Origin of the sequence: Rhizobium leguminosarum bv. viciae, from assembly GCF_012276115.1 — a bacterium.
In the GTDB taxonomy this organism is placed as follows: domain Bacteria; phylum Pseudomonadota; class Alphaproteobacteria; order Rhizobiales; family Rhizobiaceae; genus Rhizobium; species Rhizobium leguminosarum_T.
In genome coordinates, this window is sequence record NZ_WIEU01000002.1 from 127,910 (window position 1) to 146,167 (window position 18,258).

Annotated in this window: 20 protein-coding genes and 1 pseudogene; 9 read left to right on the forward strand and 12 right to left on the reverse strand. The window is 62.0% G+C overall.

All coding sequences use genetic code 11. The annotated features are described in order from the left end of the window. Window positions 1–4: 4 nt before the first annotated feature. From GFM02_RS03875 to GFM02_RS03900, 6 genes are all read right to left on the reverse strand, one after another. The gene (locus GFM02_RS03875) at window positions 5–796 is read right to left on the reverse strand and encodes an SDR family NAD(P)-dependent oxidoreductase (RefSeq protein WP_168320865.1); all 792 of its coding nucleotides are present in this window, start codon (window positions 794–796) and stop codon (window positions 5–7) included. 2 nt (window positions 797–798) lie between these two features. Beyond that, entirely contained in the window at window positions 799–1,713 is a 915-nt protein-coding gene (locus GFM02_RS03880) for an intradiol ring-cleavage dioxygenase (RefSeq protein WP_168320866.1), read from the reverse strand. A 42-nt stretch (window positions 1,714–1,755) separates the two neighbouring features. Then, a complete protein-coding gene (locus GFM02_RS03885) occupies window positions 1,756–2,817 on the reverse strand; it encodes a maleylacetate reductase (RefSeq protein ID WP_168320867.1) in 1,062 nt (353 codons plus the stop codon). A gap of 49 nt (window positions 2,818–2,866) precedes the next feature. Then, window positions 2,867–3,151, reverse strand: a complete 285-nt coding sequence (locus tag GFM02_RS03890) for a YciI family protein (RefSeq protein ID WP_130674048.1) — start codon at window positions 3,149–3,151, stop codon at window positions 2,867–2,869. A gap of 91 nt (window positions 3,152–3,242) precedes the next feature. Then, window positions 3,243–3,986 carry an ATP-binding cassette domain-containing protein gene (locus GFM02_RS03895; RefSeq protein WP_205930174.1) on the reverse strand — a complete coding sequence of 248 codons (744 nt, stop codon included), beginning with the start codon at window positions 3,984–3,986 and terminating at the stop codon, window positions 3,243–3,245. A gap of 21 nt (window positions 3,987–4,007) precedes the next feature. Beyond that, on the reverse strand, window positions 4,008–4,340 hold the full coding sequence (locus GFM02_RS03900) for a Dabb family protein (RefSeq protein WP_168320868.1): 333 nt from the start codon (window positions 4,338–4,340) through the stop codon (window positions 4,008–4,010). Window positions 4,341–4,665: 325 nt separating this feature from the next. Between GFM02_RS03900 and GFM02_RS03905 the strand changes: the two genes are divergently transcribed. Then, the gene (locus GFM02_RS03905; RefSeq protein ID WP_168320869.1) at window positions 4,666–4,995 is read left to right on the forward strand and encodes a hypothetical protein; all 330 of its coding nucleotides are present in this window, start codon (window positions 4,666–4,668) and stop codon (window positions 4,993–4,995) included. Here the strand turns inward: GFM02_RS03905 and GFM02_RS03910 are convergent. From GFM02_RS03910 to GFM02_RS03920, 3 genes and pseudogenes are all read right to left on the reverse strand, one after another. After that, window positions 4,975–5,487, reverse strand: a pseudogene (locus GFM02_RS03910) (SDR family NAD(P)-dependent oxidoreductase); the annotation flags it as partial. The gene GFM02_RS03905 and the pseudogene GFM02_RS03910 sit on opposite strands and share 21 nt — an antisense overlap. A gap of 69 nt (window positions 5,488–5,556) precedes the next feature. Then, window positions 5,557–6,372, reverse strand: a complete 816-nt coding sequence (locus GFM02_RS03915; protein ID WP_168320870.1) for an endonuclease/exonuclease/phosphatase family protein — start codon at window positions 6,370–6,372, stop codon at window positions 5,557–5,559. A 95-nt stretch (window positions 6,373–6,467) separates the two neighbouring features. After that, window positions 6,468–7,931, reverse strand: a complete 1,464-nt coding sequence (locus GFM02_RS03920; RefSeq protein ID WP_168320871.1) for a phospholipase D-like domain-containing protein — start codon at window positions 7,929–7,931, stop codon at window positions 6,468–6,470. Window positions 7,932–8,096: 165 nt separating this feature from the next. Between GFM02_RS03920 and GFM02_RS03925 the strand changes: the two genes are divergently transcribed. The 8 genes from GFM02_RS03925 (at window position 8,097) to GFM02_RS03960 (ending at window position 14,081) form a co-directional block, all read left to right on the forward strand. Further along, on the forward strand, window positions 8,097–8,759 hold the full coding sequence (locus tag GFM02_RS03925; protein ID WP_168320872.1) for a UdgX family uracil-DNA binding protein: 663 nt from the start codon (window positions 8,097–8,099) through the stop codon (window positions 8,757–8,759). Between the two features lie 122 nt (window positions 8,760–8,881). Next, window positions 8,882–9,136, forward strand: coding sequence for a DUF2934 domain-containing protein (locus tag GFM02_RS03930; protein ID WP_026265559.1), 255 nt, complete (start codon window positions 8,882–8,884; stop codon window positions 9,134–9,136). A 138-nt stretch (window positions 9,137–9,274) separates the two neighbouring features. Beyond that, window positions 9,275–9,457: a hypothetical protein gene (locus GFM02_RS03935; protein WP_020052618.1), complete on the forward strand. Its 183-nt coding sequence runs from the start codon at window positions 9,275–9,277 to the stop codon at window positions 9,455–9,457. Between the two features lie 9 nt (window positions 9,458–9,466). Then, entirely contained in the window at window positions 9,467–9,640 is a 174-nt protein-coding gene (locus tag GFM02_RS03940; RefSeq protein WP_003548963.1) for a hypothetical protein, read from the forward strand. Window positions 9,641–9,815: 175 nt separating this feature from the next. After that, a complete protein-coding gene (locus GFM02_RS03945) occupies window positions 9,816–12,533 on the forward strand; it encodes a hybrid sensor histidine kinase/response regulator (RefSeq protein WP_168320873.1) in 2,718 nt (905 codons plus the stop codon). A gap of 157 nt (window positions 12,534–12,690) precedes the next feature. Further along, complete coding sequence (locus tag GFM02_RS03950) at window positions 12,691–13,005, forward strand: hypothetical protein (protein ID WP_011655053.1); 315 nt, start codon at window positions 12,691–12,693, stop codon at window positions 13,003–13,005. 53 nt (window positions 13,006–13,058) lie between these two features. After that, the gene (locus tag GFM02_RS03955; protein ID WP_020053081.1) at window positions 13,059–13,349 is read left to right on the forward strand and encodes a DUF3175 domain-containing protein; all 291 of its coding nucleotides are present in this window, start codon (window positions 13,059–13,061) and stop codon (window positions 13,347–13,349) included. Between the two features lie 6 nt (window positions 13,350–13,355). Continuing rightward, window positions 13,356–14,081 (forward strand): glutathione S-transferase family protein, encoded by a 726-nt coding sequence (locus GFM02_RS03960; RefSeq protein WP_168320874.1) that lies wholly within the window; start codon window positions 13,356–13,358, stop codon window positions 14,079–14,081. Between the two features lie 71 nt (window positions 14,082–14,152). Here the strand turns inward: GFM02_RS03960 and ligD are convergent, their stop codons facing one another. From ligD to glgX, 3 genes are read right to left on the reverse strand one after another with little or no spacing between them, the layout of a single operon-like run. After that, window positions 14,153–15,031 (reverse strand): non-homologous end-joining DNA ligase, encoded by an 879-nt coding sequence (gene ligD / locus GFM02_RS03965; protein ID WP_168320875.1) that lies wholly within the window; start codon window positions 15,029–15,031, stop codon window positions 14,153–14,155. Further along, window positions 15,028–16,035, reverse strand: coding sequence for a DNA topoisomerase IB (locus tag GFM02_RS03970; RefSeq protein ID WP_168320876.1), 1,008 nt, complete (start codon window positions 16,033–16,035; stop codon window positions 15,028–15,030). Before GFM02_RS03970 ends, ligD begins: the two co-directional genes overlap by 4 nt. Window positions 16,036–16,047: 12 nt before the next feature. Further along, entirely contained in the window at window positions 16,048–18,204 is a 2,157-nt protein-coding gene (gene glgX, locus GFM02_RS03975; RefSeq protein WP_168266394.1) for a glycogen debranching protein GlgX, read from the reverse strand. Between the last annotated feature and the right edge of the window lie 54 nt (window positions 18,205–18,258).

Here is an 18,258-nt window from a genome sequence, read left to right on the forward strand (position 1 = left end):
CGCGTCAGGTCGAAGCGCCTTCCTCCCCGGTTCGGAAATCAAAGCTCGCTGTCAGCCCGCCGTCCGCGACGAGGTCCGCGCCTAGAACCGCCGTCGAACCGCTCGACAAAAGGAACATCGCCGCCTGCGCGACTTCGCGGGCCTCTAGGATGCGGCCGCGCGGCTGGCGCGCCGACCGGGTTGCCAGGAACTTGTCGCTGTCGGTGGCGGATTCGAGGTGGCGTTTGAAGAGGCCGGCCAACATAGGCCCCGGGCTGAGGACGTTGACGCGGACGCCGCAGCGCGAGTGGTCGAGCGCGACCGTCCGGGCTAACTGTCGCACCGGCGCTTTCGTGGCGTTGTAGATACCGAGTTGCTGTTCCGCCAAAGTGGCGTTCACGCTCGCCACCGCCACGATTGTCCCGTCATGGGCTTTGATCATCAGGGGCAGCAGAAATTTGATCGCCAGCGCAGTGCCTACGATGTTGACGTTGAGCGCCCGGGACATGATCGCAGGTGTGGCTTCCAGGATTGTACCGACGTCGAGGATGGCTGCAGACGTCACGAGGCCGATGCGTTTCGCGCCCGAAGACCTCAGGCGGGCGACGACCTTCTCCCAGGTCGCCTCTCCGGCGACATCCCCCACGACGTGATGGTATCCCGCGAGCGCGGCGAGGTCGTCCTGAGCGCCTGCAAGATCGACGCCGACCGTGGCCACTCCCGCCTCAACGAGAAGGCTGCAAAGTTCATGGCCAAGGCCGGACGACGCTCCGCTCACTACGACCGTGTCGGGAAGTTCGTAGGTGAGTTGCGGCATCGTCATTTCTCTTTCGCGGTGTCTTTTTTCGCGGCGAGGACGAAATCCCAGTCGACCGACCAGAAGGGGCTTTCGAATCGGAGTTCGTACGCCCGTGCCGGATCGGTCACCTTTTGGAAGTCCGCTATGAGAGAGTCCTTGACGCCAAAAACCGAGTCTTCCGCGAGGAACTGGCAGTCCGGCGTGAAGATGTGGGTGATGACCGGGTCATAGCCCGGCGCGCTCACGATGAAGTGGATATGCGCGGCTCGGTTGGGATGTCTGCCCAGGTGACCCAGCAGTTTGCCCACCGGACCATCGTCGGGGATTGGGTAGTAGCGGGGTTTGACCGCCCGGTACCAGTAAGAGCCGTCGCTTTCCGTGGTGAACACGCCGCGGAGGTTCCAGTCGGGCTGCACGTCCTTTTGCTGCACGTCATAGAAGCCGTCGTCATTGGTTTGCCAGACGTCGACGAGAGCGCCGGCGATCGGCTTGCCATCGGTGTCGACGACATGTCCGCGCACGACCATCGGCTCGCCCTTGCCGTCCAGGCAAATATTGGTCCCGTTGGCGTAGCGCGGAGCCGCTGGAACATAGAACGGCCCGAGGATCGTGTTCTCCGTCGCACCGTTGGGGCGGCGATGGTTGATGGAGTCAACCAGCATCGAGACTCCGAGGGTGTCGGAAAGTAGGATGAACTCCTGACGCCAATCCGAGCACATCTGCCCGACCTCGGTGAGGAATTTGATCCCCTGGAGCCATTCCTCGTGCGTGGGCTCGATCTCCTTGATCGCCGCGTGGAGGTGCTTCACCAGAACGGACATGACCTCGCGCAGGCGTGGATCGACGTCCGGCCCCATTCTCGCGTTGACGACGTCGACCGAGGTCTCTTCCTCGAAATAGGGATACTTGGGCTTCGACCTTTCGGTTTTGCTCATCTCAGACAATTTTCTATCCTCCTCGGCCCGAATTGCTCGCCATCAAATGGCCGGAGCCTCGCCCGCATAGGCGCGGGCGATGAGCGCGCGGATGCCGTCGCGCTCCAATGGTTGGGGGTTCCAGTACGGGTTGGCCAGTGCGCGCTCGGTCGCCACCTCGACACCGTGTTCCGGCATGCCGATCTCTCTCAGAGACCTCGGCGCGCCGATCCGTCCCGCGAGTTCGAAAAGCGCCGCAGCGGGGTCCTGATGGCCAAGCACGTCCCGGAGTTTTTCGATCACCTCGGGGATGGCGGGCGCGTTGTAGGCGAGCGCGTGCGGCAGGACGACGGTGTGGGTCTCCGCATGTGGCAAATCGAACGAGCCGCCCAGCGTGTGGCAGAGCTTGTGATGGAGGGCCATGCCGACCGAACCCAAACAGATGCCGCAGAGCCACGCGCCATAGAGCGCGTCGGCCCGCGCGTCGCAATCGGCTGGATCGTCGTGGATGAGCGGCAGCGACCGTGCCAAGGCCCGGATCGCCTCCAGCGCCATCAGCGACACGACCGGATTCCGCTCCTTCGCGTAGAGAGCCTCGACCGCATGGGCGACGGCATTCATGCCGCTGGTACCTGACATGCCGACGGGAAGGGTGAGGGTGAGGTCCACATCGTAGATGACGACCTCCGGAAGAATCTTCGGGCTGCTCTGCGTGACCTTCTGCCCGTCCTTGGTCTCGCCAAGGATCGGGGTCATTTCCGATCCGGCATAAGTGGTCGGGGCGACGATCTGAGGCAGATCGGTCCGCAGCGCGATCGCCTTGGCTAACCCTGTGGTCGATCCGCCACCGACTGCGATCAGGCCGTCGACGCTCTTGTCGGCCACGACCCTCATCGCGTCCTCGGTCACGTCCACGGGTGTGTGCATAGTCGCTCGGGAATAGACACCGACCGAACGCGCGCCCAGAAGCGCGGAAAGATTCTCCGCATCCTCGGCCTGCGGCGGCGTCGCCAGTACCAAGACCCGCTTCAGCCCGAGACGATCGACTTCCGCGGGAAGCTGCGCCAACGTTCCTGATCCGAAAATCACTCTGGCCGACTGGCCGTTATAGACGAAAGACTGCATGTCGGTTCCTCGAATTCCGGCCTCGATCGGACCGGACCTCCCTGCGTTCCTAGCGATTGTCGACGCGCTTCAAGAACGGGTTGATGTCCACTTGCCGCCAGACATTGGCGTGGGCGAACGGGTCGTCGTTGTTGAACGCGATCACGTCGTCGATCTTGTCGGCCTCGAAGACGAAGAGCGAACCGATCATGGTCTCGCCGTCATCGGCGACAAGCGGTCCCGAGATTATGGTCTTCACCGCGCCCGCGGAGAGATACGCCTTGTGGGCGTCGTAGTTCGCCAGGCGGCGTGGCAGGCCATCCGCATGGTCAAGGCAATGAACCGCAAAGAGCATGGACTTTTCCCTTCATCTTCATCGCTCTCCCTCAAAGGTCAGCTCGGAGGGAGTGGTAGCGGCTCGGACGCCGCCACCGGGCCTGCGTCGATCACTTCCCGTTGGCCGGGTAGCAATCCTTTACGTTGTCCTTCGTAATGATCTCATGCGGCAGGAAGCGGGTCTTCTCCACCGTCTTGCCGTCGAGGACGTCAGCGACGGCCTGGGCGGCGTAGGCTGATGAACACGATCGTCGAGCCTTGGTCCCGCAGCCATCTGACGGCCGTGAACACGCGGCGTATCTCGCTGTCGGACAGCGTCGCGGTCGGTTCATCGAGGATGAGGATGCGGGCTCCGCGTGACACCCCCGTGCGATCTCGATCAGCTGTTGCTCAGCGAGACCAAGCTCGCGAGCTGGCTGATCGAGATCGACGTGGGAGAGCCCGATGTCGTCAAGCTGACGACGAATGGCAGCGCGGTAACGGCCCCGGAAGAGGAACTCGCCGATAGATTGGTCGCCGAGGAGAACGTTGTCGAGCACCGAGAGGTCCGGAATGATCGATAGCTCTTGATGGACGATCGAGATCAGCCGAGGGTCGGTTCGGCGGCCGAACTTGAGTGGGACGCCGTCGACTGTGATTTCTCCCTCCGTCGGGGCGGCAAGGCCACCGAGAATCTTGACCAAGGTCGATTTGCCGGCTCCGTTTTCCCCGCACAGCCCGTGGATTTGGCCCGGCATCAGGTCGAAGTCGACACCCTTCAGAGTTCCGACGCCGCCGGAGGTCTTGCGGAGGCCTCGGAGGTTCAGGACCGGCGAAGGCATGAGGTCTTGGGACTGCGTGATCCTCGTGGTCATAGGTTCCTCCGCCTTCACGCCTCAGTCGGCGCTTGCATGCGCGCTGGCGCTCTTAAACGGGGAATAGTCGACTTGGTGTCGGGCGATCCGGACGTCCTTCAGGGAATCCCTGACCCGCAGGTGCGCGGGATGAGTGGCGTAGCCCTCAAGGGACGCTTCGTCCTTGAACTCGGAATAGAGCACGACATCGCAGGCGTAGTCGACGCGAGAGAAGTCGATGCCGACCTCAAGGAACAACAGTCCGGGGATTTCCCCGCGGAGGCTTTCGAACTTTGCCTTGAGGTCGAAGGCGGCGGCCCGCTTTTCCTCAGCGCTTTCCCCACGGACGTCCCACATGACGATATGCTTGATCATCGATCTACTTCTTGATTTTTGAGTTTCGGACTGCCGGAGGACCGGCTCGGTCGAGGTCTTGGGAAATCACGTTTCCCGACTGCAGGGGCTCGACGCTTGCTTAGGCAGGCGCAACAAGGCCGACCCGGCAAACCAAATTGAAGCTCATGAAATCCTCCCAACGGCTGTTTCCTCCGCCGTGGGTCGAAACTTAACTTCCTGAACTTCGGGAAAAAGACCTCACAAAGGGAAACACTTTTCCGCTCTGCGCAAGAAACAGCCCGGCTGTGGGTGCTACGCTATGCAGCGCCGTTAAACCGACGCCGCTTACGTTCCGAGAGTGCAGGTGGGACGATCGGGCTATTTCTACGTCTACGGAAATCTGGGCTGGGACCAGCGAAAGCCTCGCCCCACCCACGACCTGCACACCGGCGGCCAACTGTTCAAATTTGCGGCAACCCACGTTGCCGACGGCCCGCATTACGTCTTCAACAACAGTTGGATGCTGCGCGCTCCGGTGCCTGCGTGGCAGTCGATCTCGATCGCAAGCTGCTGCAGGCAGCAGGCGCTCTCTAGCGCACATTGCAGGATTGGACATAGCGCGCCGGCTGACATCGACCCGGCCGGCGCCGGCAGCGACATTTGCTGGCCGCGTTCAGCCATCGACATCGGCTGATATCGTCACCTCCTTGAAGGCGTCGAGCTCAGCCAACCGCTCGACCAGCGCCTTGCGGATCGAGGCATAGCTGCCGGCGCCGAGCGCCAGCCGCTTCGGAGCCGAGTATTGTTCGGCAGCCTCGATCATCGCCTGCGCCATCTTGACGGGATCACCCTTTGCTTCGAACCTGCCGTCGGCGATGGCGCGGCGGATTTCGCCGGCCGGCGTCGCGTCATAGGCTTCCATCGGTTGCGGCGCGACCAGGCCGCGCCCGAAATCGGTCCGCGCCGGACCTGGCTCGGCGATGATGAATTCGATGCCGAAGGAGGCGACCTCCTGCGAAACGGCTTCGATGAAGCCTTCGATGCCCCACTTGGTCGCGTGATAGAGGCTGAAATTCGGATAGGCGATCTGTCCGCCTTCCGAAGACACCTGCAGGATGCGGCCGCCGCCCTGCCACCGCAAATGCGGCAGCGCTGCCCGGATCACCTGGATCGAGCCGATCAGGTTTCAGCCATAGCCAGGTGAAGGCGCCGGGCGGAGTGACCACGGAGGCGGCACCCACTGTCGGCTTTGATATCAGCCCGGCACCGGCTCCAGATCGATCAGCGCCTTGATCGGCAGGTGGTCGGAGGCGATGCGTGCGAGCGGCGTATCATGCGCTTCCACCTCCGAGATGATCCCCTTGCGGTTGGCGATGATCCGGTCGAGCGCCAGAAGCGGCAGACCGGCGGGGAAACTCGGGACGGCGGCCGGCAGCGGTCCGAAGGCGGATTGGAAGGTGTTGAGCGAGGAGCGGTCGCCGAGCCGCCATTCGTTGAGGTCGCCGAGCAGGATAGTCGGCATCTCGTGCCTGTCGTTGATGAGTTCGACCAGCATGCGGGCCTGCTGGGCTCTGTTATGGCGCAGCAGCCCGAAATGCGCGGCGATGATGCGCAGCACCCCGCCCTTCTCGAGTTCGATCTCGGCAACCAGCGCGCCGCGCGGCTCCAGCCCCGGCAGCTTGACCTGATGCACGTCATGCACCAGCCCCTTCTTGAAGAGCACGACATTGCCGTGCCAGCCATGCGCCTTCGCCATGCCGGCAACCGGTACCGCGATCAGTCCCGTTTCCCGCTCCAGCCGCCCGAGATCGAGAATGCCGGTGCGCTCGCCAAAGCGCGTGTCGGCCTCCTGCAGCGCGATCACGTCGGCGTCGATTTCATGGATGACGCGGCTGGTGCGCTCCGGATCGAAGCGGCGGTCAGTGCCGATGCATTTGTGCACGTTATAGGAGGCGATCAGCGTTCCCGCACTGCGCGGCCTTGCCTCCGTATAGGCCGCGTCGAGCCGCTTTTTCCTGCTCCTGATCGAGGCGAGAATGCTGGCGGGAAGGCTGTCTTTCCTGGCGTGCATCGGGCGGCGCACTTGTTCCGTTGATCAAAAGGGCTACTCATTCGGCAGTATAGGCAGCCGGACGGAACTTGCCATGTCAGAATGCAAAAAATCCGTCAGAGATAGGGCGAGCCCAGCCACAGCACCTTCTCGAGCAGCCGCACCGCGAAGGGTCGCGCCTGCAGCCCGTCAAGCGTCACCGGCGTTGCCGTTTTCAAGGTTTCCTCGATGTGCTCGTCGATCTCGGCGGCGAAGCCCTCGTTCAGCACTTCGAGATCGACCTCGAAATTCAGCCGCAGCGAGCGCGGGTCGAGATTGGAAGAGCCGACATAGGCCCAGGTGCCGTCGATCGTCAGCAGCTTCGAATGGCTGAAGCTGCCGGTGGAGCGCCAGATGCGGCAGTAGTTCTTGAGGATCTGATCGAATTGCGCCGTCATCGCCCGGTCGACCAGCACGAGGTTGTTGACAGCAGGCACGACGATATCGACTTCGACGCCGCGCCGCGCCGCCGTCACCAGGGCGCTGATGAGTTCACGGTCCGGCAGGAAATAGGGCGACATGATGCGGATCGATTGGCGCGCCACGGAAAAGGCGCCCGTCAGCATCTTGTGGTTGGTCTCGACGCTGCGGTCCGGGCCGGAGGCGACGACGCGCATCAGGATGGGATCGCCGGGGCTGCGCTCTGGCAGTTCGATGCGCCAGGCCTCGTCGTTCAACAACTCCTGCGTGGAGAAGCGCCAGTCTTCGGCGGCAAGGTCGAAGAGGTCGGCCACGACAGGGCCGGTGACGCTGAAATGCGTGTCGTGGGCAAAGCTCTCGCCTGTCGCCTCCTCGCTGAAGCCCGCCCTGATGTTCATCCCGCCCGTCAGCGCAATTTTCCCGTCGACGATCAAAATCTTGCGGTGGGTGCGCAGGTTGGCATAGGGCAGCCGCAAGCCCATGATGACATTGCCGTTGAAGACGGCGACGGTGACGCCGCCCTCCCTGAGATAGCCGAGAATGCTCGGCACCGAATAACGCGCGCCGACCGCGTCGATCAGCACCCGGACCTCCACACCGCGCCTGACCGCCGCGATCAGCGCATCGGCGATGCGAAGGCCGACCGTATCGCGGTCGAAGATATAGGTTTCGAGCAGGATGCTGCGCGTCGCCTCGTCGATGCTTGATTTCATCGCCGCATAGGCCTCGTCGCCGCTCTCCAGCACATCGATCGTGTTGCCTGAAGTCAGCGGATTGCGGGTCACCCGGTCTCCCAGCGTCTGCAGCGCCGCAAAACGGCGGCCGAACTGGCTGATCACCGTCTCGGCCTCGGCATCGAATGTCTCCAACTCATCGAATTCGGCCGCAAGCAGCAGCGCGTCACGGCGGACGCTTAGCGATTTGCGGCGGATGCGGTTGATGCCGGCAATCGCATAGAGCACCGCGCCGATGATCGGAGACAGGATGATGACGCCGACCCAGCCGATCGCGGCGCGCACCTCCTCTTTGGTCATGGCGGCATGGATCGCCGCCGCGGCCCCCATGGCGATCGAGACGACAAAGAGGATATGCGGCCAGTAGGTCGACAGGAGATAGAACATCGCTGGCGAATATAGCCGCGAAACGGCGGCGTTCAATCGCGCCGTCGCTCTCTCATGACGCGAAATTTTTCGCCGTGATCATTTTGCCGGCTCGGCGCCGGCCGTTTCGGCAGGGAACAATCCCTGCGCGGATCGATTGATCCCAAGGAGGTGAGGATCGCCATCATGAACATCGCCGCAAACATCGGTCCCGCATTGGCGCTCGAAGTCGCGGATGCCGAAAGCATTGCCGAACTCCGGGATCAGGCCGAAGGCTGCACTCGTTGTGACCTTTACAGGAATGCCACGCAAGTCGTCTTCGGCGAAGGCCCTGTGAAAGCCGAGATCGTCCTTGTCGGCGAGCAGCCGGGCGACCAGGAGGATCTGACCGGCAGGCCCTTTGTCGGCCCCGCCGGCCGCCTGCTCGATCGCTGCCTCGAAGAGGCCGGCCTCGACCGCCGGCGCTGCTACGTCACCAATGCCGTCAAGCACTTCAAGTTCACGCCGCGCGGCAAACGGCGGCTGCATGCAAAACCGAATGCCGGCGAGATCAGGCGTTGCGCCTGGTGGCTCGGTGCAGAGATCAACATCCTGCAGCCGAAGCTCGTCGTGACGCTCGGTGCAAGCGCGCTTTATGCGCTGCTCGGTCCGAAGGTGAAGCTGACGCCCGAGCGCGGCCATATCCTGCATCCGGAAAACCGTCCGCCTGTCCTGGTTACGATCCACCCCTCCTATCTCTTGCGCATCCGCGACGAGGCGGAGCAGCGCCGGCAGCGCCTGGATTTCGTCTCAGATCTGCACAAGGCGGTGGAGTTTCGGTCCCCAGTGAAGGCCGATTCTCAACCCTAATATGCTGCGATGCGAAATTTTTCCGGTTGCGGCGCGATTTCGCTTGAAAGAGCTCCCCTCCTCTGGAACCATCCAAGCAGTATCGCGTTCGAACGACGGCATCATGTGACTGGAGATCAGCGATGGCAGAAACTCGGGAAGAGTGGATCAAAAAACGTGCATACACCCTCTGGGAACAAGAGGGTTATCCGACAGGGCGAGATTCCATCCATTGGGAACAGGCACGAGACGAGCGCGACGCGCTCGAGGGCTCGGCTGCGTCTTCCAAGGGCAAAGAGGTCAAGCCCAAGACGAAGCGCACCGCGACAGGCGCCAAGACGAATGGCGTGGTTACGCCGGCGCCAAAGCGCACCGCGAGCCGCAAGACCGCGTCCTGAACACTAGAATACTGAGCATCTCGATTAAAAAGGGCGTCGTCTCGACGCCCTTGATCCTTTGTTGTCATATGCCTGAATTGGTTGTGCGATATTGAATTGCAGGGGTGGGGCTTCCATGCGGGGGTGAACAGAGGCCGGATGACGCTGCAAGCTTTGAGGCTTCCAAAAAAAGTTGAGCCCTGCCCGAATAATCGGGAACAAGAGCATCCCATGGCTGTTTATGGCGAAACCGGGGAAGTTGCCATGAACGACGGCCGTATCGAAATCCTCTCAATCCCGCTCTTCGCCGCCAGCGGCCGCGTTTCGACCGCGATCGTGTGAGGGATGGAGATGTCGCTCCTCGTTATCGCCGCACTGCTCTACCTCGGTCTCGCGCTCGGGTTTATCCTTGTCGTCGACAATCTCGTCGGACTGGTTTTTCGCGATCCGCGCGCGCCGGTTCAGCTGGTCTCCGTCTACATCGGCCGCGCCTTTGCCGCATCGCAAAAACTCTATCGAAAATAACACCTCGCAGGCGACGTTTGCAGACTGCTAAAAGTGTTGAACACCCGGCAGTTAAGGATATTTCGACCGCGCCCTTTCCCTCCCATCGGAAGCCTCTATGTTGACGGTTTGGAAGGGCTGAACCCCGAGGTGGCCGATCACCCCGGCGCGGCTGACGACAAGAAAGCGATTTTGAATGGGAAGCGTCGGGAACGGCTGGCCGAGAGGCGGCGGCGAAATCGGCGAATTGTTACGGCATCCGGCTTTCCACGCCGTCGGTCTCGGTCCGGTCGAAAGCTGGCCTGCGTCTCTCAAGCATATCGCCGAAATGGTGTTGAATTCGCGCCAGCCTAAATTCGTTGCCTGGGGTCCGGATCTCGCTTTTCTCTACAATGACGCCTATGTGCCTGTTTTCCCGGAGCGGCATCCCGATGCCCTCGGAAGACCCTTCCGCGAGGTCTGGGCGGATATTTGGGAACAGTTCTCGCCGATCATCGCCAGCACGCTGGACGGCAGCTCGCAGCTCTTCAAAGAGCTGCTCATCCCGATGCGCCGCGACGGGCGTACCGAGGACACCTGGTTCACCTTCTCCTACACCCCGCTGCGCGACGATAACGGCAGGGTCGCCGGCATCCTCTGCGCGGCCCTCGATGTCACCGACCAGGTGTCGGCCAAGCGCGGCGAACAGAGCGCGCTGGGAGAACTGCGTGCAAAATCGGAGGCGCTTACTGTCGTCAACCGGGCGGGTGCGGCGATCACCGCCGAGCTCAGTGTCGAACGCCTCACCCAGATTGTCGTCGATGCCGGCGTGACGCTGACCGGCGCGGAATTCGGCGCCTTCTTCTACAATGTCGATGATGGCGAGGGCGGCAGCTACATGCTCTATGCGCTCGCCGGCGTCGATCGGAAGGCCTTCGAGAAATTCCCGATGCCGCGCAATACCAAGGTCTTCGCGCCGACCTTCAACGGCGAAGGCATCGTGCGCTCCGACGACATCCTCCTCGACCCGCGCTACGGGCAGAATGAGCCGCATGCAGGCATGCCGAAGGGGCATCTTCCCGTCAGGAGCTATCTTGCCGTGCCAGTGAAATCACGCGACGGCAGCGTCATCGGCGGCTTGTTCTTCGGTCACGGCCAGCCCGGCCGTTTTTCCCAAGCGGCCGAGGCGAGCCTCGTCAGCCTCGCCGGCCAATCGGCCGTCGCGATCGACAATATCCGGCTCTTCCGTGCCGCCAAAGTCGAAATCGACCAGCGCCGCGACATGGAAGATCAGCTGCGGAAACTCAATGAAATGCTCGAGGTTCGCGTCGCGGCCGAGATTGCCGAACGCCAGCAGGCCGAAGCAGCGCTGCAGCAGTCGCAGAAGATGGAATCGATCGGCAAGCTTACCGGCGGTGTTGCCCATGACTTCAACAATCTGCTGCAGGTGATCTCAGGCAATTTGCAGCTTCTCGGCAAGGATGTGCCAGATAGCGGCCGGGGCAAGGAACGCATTTCCAACGCGCTTGCCGCCGTCGAACGCGGCTCTCGGCTGGCAAGCCAGCTGCTCGCCTTCAGCCGCCGCCAGCCGCTGGAACCGAAGGTCGTCAACATCGGTCGTCTCGTCACCGGCATGGACGACATGCTGCGCCGCGCACTCGGCGAGGAGATCGAAGTCGAGACCATGATCTCCGGCGGCCTCTGGAACACCTTCGCCGATCCGATCCAGATCGAAAACGCACTGCTCAACCTTGCGATCAACTCCCGCGACGCGATGGATGGCGCCGGCAAGCTGACGATCGAGGTCGGCAACGCCTTCCTCGACGATTCCTACAGCCGCATCCATCCTGAAGTCACCGCTGGCCAATATGTCGTGCTCGCCGTGACCGATACAGGATCCGGGATGACTCAGGAGGTGAAGGAGCAGGCCTTCGAGCCTTTCTTCTCGACGAAAGCGGAAGGCAAGGGCACCGGTCTCGGCCTGTCGATGGTCTACGGCTTCGTCAAGCAGTCCGGCGGCCACGTGAAGATCTACAGCGAGATCGGCGAAGGCACGACCGTCAAGCTCTACCTGAGCCGCTCATTCCGGAGCGAGGATCGGGTCACGGCCGCCGACAGCGTACCGGCCGCCGGGGGCACGGAAACCATCCTTGTCGCCGAGGACGACGAGGGCGTGCGCGTCACCGTCGTCGAGATGTTGTCGGATCTCGGCTACTACGTGTTGAAGGCCAAGGATGCGCAAAGCGCGCTCACCGTGATCGAAAGCGGCGCCCATATCGACCTGCTCTTTACCGATGTCGTCATGCCCGGTCCGTTGCGGAGCCCGGAGCTTGCCCGCATGGCGAGCGAGCGTCTGCCTGACATCGCCGTGCTCTACACATCGGGCTATACCGAAAATTCGATCGTCCATGGCGGCCGGCTCGATCCCGGCCTCGAACTGCTCTCCAAGCCCTATACGCGCGAGGAACTCGCCCGCAAGATCCGCCACGTGCTTACTATCAGGACGCAACGCCGCCAAGGGGCGAGCGATGCCGCAGTGGCCTCTGCCAAACACCCCGAGATCGCCCGCGAAAAGCTGAAGCTGCTGCTCGTGGAAGACGACGCCTTCATCCGGATGGATACTGCCGAGATTCTGCAGGATCTCGGCTATGACGTGATCGAAGCTGACAGCGGCGAAAGGGGCGTGGAAATCCTCGGACACACCATTGTCGACATCATCGTCGCCGATGTCGGCCTGCCCGGCATGTCGGGCCAGGTCTTTGCCGCCAAGGCGCGCGAGGCCTTTCCGTCGGTCGGCCTGGTCTTTGCCACCGGCAACAGCAGCCTGCCGGATGCAAACCGTCTCCCCGGCTCGGTGCTGCTGTCAAAACCTTTCAGCAGCACGGCGCTCGACCAGGCGATCAAGAACGCCGTCCAGCAGCGGCCTGGCGCCTAGAGTATCTCTGTGTTTTCTTTGCTGTGCAGGCCGTTCCCATCGGAAACCTAATAAAACCGGCCTTTGTTCCGAATCCGGGCCTTGCGGGCCACGACCGCGGCCGGAACTTTTGGGCTCCTGATCGGTTCAGTCCCTTTGCAAACCAGAGGAGGCCGAGATGCCGAGAGGTGACAAATCCGACTATACCGACAAGCAGAAGCGCAAGGCCGAGCACATCGAGGAGGGCTACGAGGATCGCGGCGTCTCCGAGAAGGAAGCCGAACGGCGTGCCTGGGCGACCGTCAACAAGGAAAGCGGCGGCGGCAACAAATCCGGTTCCGGCCGCGGCAAGAAGGATACGCATGAATCCTCCGAAAAGGGCGGCCGCATCGGCGGCGCGGCATCCGCCGCACGCTCGAAGGAGGAACGGTCCGCTTCCGCGAAGAAGGCCGCTGCGACGCGCAAGCGCAACGAACACCACAGCCACCATTAACAACTGATGCGGCAAGCGGAGGCTTTCCGTCAGCCGCATAGGGAGTTTAACCCATGGCCAAATCGAAGAAGAAATGGTCGCAGGACGTCACCGAACACAGCGATGCGATGGACCTGAAGGAAGGCGTGTTCAAATCGGACGATCCGAAGAAGATTGCCCGCTCCGTCAAGCACTCCGCCGAGGAGAGCGATCGCCGCAAGTCGAGTCCCTTCCGCGCCGCCATGTCGATGCTGACTTTCTACATCAACCGCGCCGGCGACCAGCTGACGAAAAAGCGGCGCGGCACCCTTGAAAAAGCCAAGGACGAACTGCGAAAAGACTTCGGTCGTCAACCGAAGGATTGAGTGCTCATGGCATACGAACTTTATTATTGGGACGGCATTCAAGGCCGCGGCGAATTCGTGCGGTTGGCGCTGGAGGAAGCCGGCGCCGACTATATCGACATCACCCGCCAGCCCGGACGCGGTACCGGCGCCATGTTCGACATCATGAAGAGCGACAGCGAACCGCACATTCCTTTTGCGCCGCCCTTCCTGAAGGACGGCGATCTCATTATCCCGCATGTCGCCAACGTCCTGCTTTACCTCGGCCCGAAGCTCGGCCTTGCGCCTAAGGATGAAGGCCTTCGCCATGTCGTCAACGGCCTGCAGCTGACCGTCACCGATTTCGTCGCCGAAGTGCACGATACGCATCACCCGATCGACATTTCGCTCTATTACGAGGACCAGAAGCCAGAGGCAAAAGCCCGCTCAGCCGCTTTCATTCGCGACCGCATTCCAAAATTCCTCGGCTATTTCGAGCGGGTGCTGCGGCAGAACCCAAAAGGCGCCAACCATATCGTCGGCGATGCGCTCACCTATGTCGACCTCTCGCTCTTCCAGGTGATCGAGGGCCTGAGCTACGCCTTCCCGAGAGCCATGACAAACCGCAAGGCGGAATATCCCGCCCTGCTGGCGCTGCATGATGCGGTGGCGAAACGTCCGAACATTGCCCGCTATCTAGCCTCCCCCCGCCGCCTCGCCTTCAACGAGGAAGGGATTTTCAGGCACTATCCTGAGCTCGACGGTGCGGGATGAGTTAAGAGCAATCCCAGGCAAAGCGCGAAGCGGTTTTGCCGGGAATTGCGTAAAGCAAAGGATAGAGCCGTTCATTCGAGCGGCACCGCCGCATCGAAGAAATTTCCCCAAGGGTCTGTCAGCCGGGTCTCCAACCGTTGCGGCACGTTGCCGAGCGTGAAAGCGGCGGGACCGCTCACCTCGTTCAATTCTGACCAATCCAGCGGCATCGAAACTGGCGCACCCGATCGTGCCCGCGTCGAATAGGCCGCGACCGCCGTGTTTCCGCGGCCGTTGCGCAGATAATCGATGTAGATATGTCCACCGCGTTTTGCCTTCGTCGCCGTTGCCAGATATTTCTCCGGCGTGTCGGCCGACATGCTTTCGGCCAGCGAATGGGCGAAATCCTTCACTTCCGCCCAGCCGGCCTTCGGCGCGAGCGGCGTTACCACATGCAGCCCCTTGCCGCCCGACGTCTTGACGAAGGCAGCCAGGCCGCGGGCTTCCAGCCGCGTCTTCAATTCAAGCGTTGCCGAAATTACCGCGCTCCAGGCCACGTCCTCGCCGGGATCGAGGTCCATGGTGATCATGTCGGGGTTTTCCCAATCGTCGGTCGTTACGCCCCAGGGATGAATTTCGAGCACGGCCGACTGCACCAGCGCCACGAGCCCGTTGAAATCGGCGATGCGCAGCAATTTTTCGCCGTCCGCATCCTGCGGGTCGGCGATCTCCTCGATATGGGGATTCATGCCTTTCCACGCATGTTTCTGGAAAAACCGCTGGTGGCTTTTTATCCCGTCCGGCAGGCGCAGCAGTGCTAAGGGCCGGTTGACGACATAAGGCGCCATGAATGGCCACACCGCGGCGTAATAATCCGCCAGCGCCTGTTTGGTCACGCCCTCGTCCGGCCAGTAGAGCCGGTCGGGATGGGTCAGCGATACATCAGATACCGGCGGATGTCTGGGGCTCATTCTTCGATCTCGCTTGTGAGGAAATCAAGTAGCCTGTTTTCCTCGGCCCGCAAGCCCCGCAGCGGCTCGTTACCGCTCTCGATCAGCCGATGATCGTTGCCGGCGAGCGCGATGATCGCGGGATGAATATAGCTCGAGCGCGAGATCGCCGGTGTGTTGTGCAGCGCCTCGGCCGCGGCCTCCGACATCTGCTTTACCGTCGGCCGGCCGCCACTGAGGATCGTCTCACGCGCCACACCGAAGGCCACCAGCGATCCGGCCCAGGTGCGGAAGGTTTTCGCGGAAATCGGAATGCCCGATATTTCGGCCAGATAGGCGTTCAACCGGCCGGAATCGATTGGTTTCAGCGCCCCGCTTTCGTCCTTCCAGACGAAGAGCTGGCGGCCGGGCAGGTCGGCTATCTCCTCCAGGATCTTCTGCAGCCTGGGATGCTTGAGGCTGCGCTGGACGCGCTTGCCACCCTTGGCGCGAAATTTCAGCTCTATCTGACTGTCGACGATCTTCAGGTGGCGCTTCAGCAGCGTCGTTGCGCCATAGGTGCCGTTCTCGCTGACATAGGCCTGGTTGCCGACGCGTAAGTGTGCCTCGTCAAGCAGCGTCGTCAAAGCCGCAAGCACGCCGTTGACATCCTCCGCACCGGTGTCGAGATGGCGCAGCACGGTCCGGCGGATCCGAGGCAGCGCCCGGCCGAACTCAATCAGCTGATGGAATTTTCCCGCACTTCGGAAGGATTGCCAATCCTTGTGGTAGCGGTATTGCTTGCGCCCGCGCGCGTCGAAACCCGTCGCCTGCAGATGGCCGTTGTCGTAGAGGCATATCCAGACATTCTCGTAGGCCGGCGGCAGACCGAGCGCGCGGATGCGCGCCCGCTGCAATTCGTCGGCAAGCGTCGTGCCGTCGGGCATCACATAGCTGAAGCCCTTACCCTTCCTTCGTCTGCGGATGCCTGGTTCGGTATCGCTGACATAGACGAGACCAAGGTCGGTGATGGCTTCGGCATTCATGTCTGCGACCCGTTACTTGCTCCTGCGGCCGAACTGAAACCACCACCGGCGCCCGGCCTTGGTCATGTCCTTCAGCGGCTCGGTCTGCCCCTCCGGCGCAAAGACGGCAACGCTCTGGGCATAGACCATGACCGGATTATCCTGATCGCGAACCTTAAAGGCATCCCTCTCGGCCCCGGTGTCGGCAATCCGCGACCATTTCGTCAGTCCGTTTACCTCCGGCACGTGGAATTCGCAGTCGCCGCCGGCATTGAAGATGAGGAAGAGGTCATCCATCGTCTCGGTCTCGGGCGCATTCGCGCTCTTCGAGAGATAGACGCCGAGCACCCGCAGTTCATCATCGTTCCAAGCACCGTCATCCATGAAGCCGCCGTCCGGTCTGTACCAGGCGATCTCGATGCGGCCGTCCTCGGCTGTCTCTCCGGTCAGGAACCGCTCCTGCCGGAGTACCGGATGGGCCTTGCGGAAGGCGACGGCCTGTCGGCAGAAATCGAGGAAGGGGTCGTCGAGCCCCGCCCAATCCGTCCAGCCGATTTCGTTGTCCTGGCAATAGGCGTTGTTGTTGCCGCCCTGGCTGTTGCCGAGCTCGTCGCCGGCAAGGATCATCGGCACGCCTTGGGAGAGCATCAGCGTCGCCATCATGTTGCGCCGCCGCCTTGCCCGCGCGGCGTTGATATCGGCATTATCGGTCGCACCCTCGGCGCCCATATTGTCGGAGTGATTGTCCGAATGGCCGTCCCGGTTATCCTCGCCGTTCGCCTCGTTGTGCTTGTCGTTGAAGGAGACCGTGTCCATCAGCGTGAAGCCGTCATGCGCCGACAGAAGATTGATCGAGGAGGTCGCTCCACGGTCGGAATGGTTGAACTGCAGTGCCGAGCCGGTGACGCGGGCCGCCACCTCCGACACCATGCCGCCATCGCCCTTCCAGAAACGGCGGACGTCGTCGCGGAACTTGTCGTTCCACTCGCGGAAGGGATGCGGGAAGCCGCCGACCTGATAACCGCCCTCGCCGATATCCCAGGGTTCGGCGATCAGCTTGACGCCTGACAGCATCGGATCCTGCCGGATGGCGCCGAAGAAACCGCCCTGGCGGTCGAATTCGAGATCCTGCCGCCCGAGCGTGCTGGCGAGATCGAAGCGGAAGCCGTCGATATGCATGACGCCCACCCAGTAGCGCAGGCTGTCGAGCACCATGCGCATCACCATCGGGTTGGCGACATTCAGCGTGTTGCCGGTCCCCGTCGTATCGAAGGTATGGCGCGGATCATCGGGGGAGAGAATGTAATAGCTCGCATTGTCGAGTCCACGGAAGGACAGCGTCGGTCCTTTCTCGCTGCCTTCGGCAGTGTGGTTATAGACCACATCCATGATGACCTCGATGCCGGCGGCATGGAACTTTTTCACCATGGTCTTGATTTCGGTGATCTTGTCGCCGGACATGTAACGCGATTGAGGTGCGAAGAAGCCGAGTGTCTGATAGCCCCAATAGTTGCTGAGGTTGTTTTCCAGGAGATAGCGATCGTCGAGGAAATACTGGATCGGCAGCAGCTCGATCGCCGAGATGCCGAGCTTGACGAGATGGTCGATGATCGGATCGCTGCACATGCCGAGAAAGGTGCCGCGCAGCCGGTCAGGCACCTTCGGATGCGTCATCGTCATGCCGCGCACATGCGCCTCGTAGATGATGGTGTCGGGCCAGGGGCGGCGGATTGCCTCTTCTCCCGCCCAATCGAAATCCGGATCCTGCACCACGCCCTTGACCGTGAAGGGCGCGCTGTCGCGCTCGTCGAAGGAAAGGTCGTCCTCGCCGATCTGATAACCGAACAGCGCATCGTCCCATATAAGCTCGTCCGTGACCTGTTTGGCATAGGGATCGAGCAGCAGCTTGTTCGGATTGAAGCGATGGCCGGCGGCAGGATCGTAGGGACCATGAGCGCGATAGCCGTAAACCGTGCCGGGGCCGACGCCGGCAATATATCCGGACCAGATGTCGCCTTCGCGCTTCGGCAGCGGCAACCGGGCGACCTCCTTCTTTCCATCAGGCGAGAAGAGGCAAAGTTCGATCTGTTCCGCATGGGCCGAGAAGATGGCGAAATGGGTGCCCGAGCCAATATATTCCGCCCCGAGCTCCGGCTTGAGGAAGTCGAGTTCCGAAAATGAAAAGCTCATGGTGCCCCGCTTGATGACTTTACCAAGCGGGTAACGTGAGGGCGCTTCAAAAGT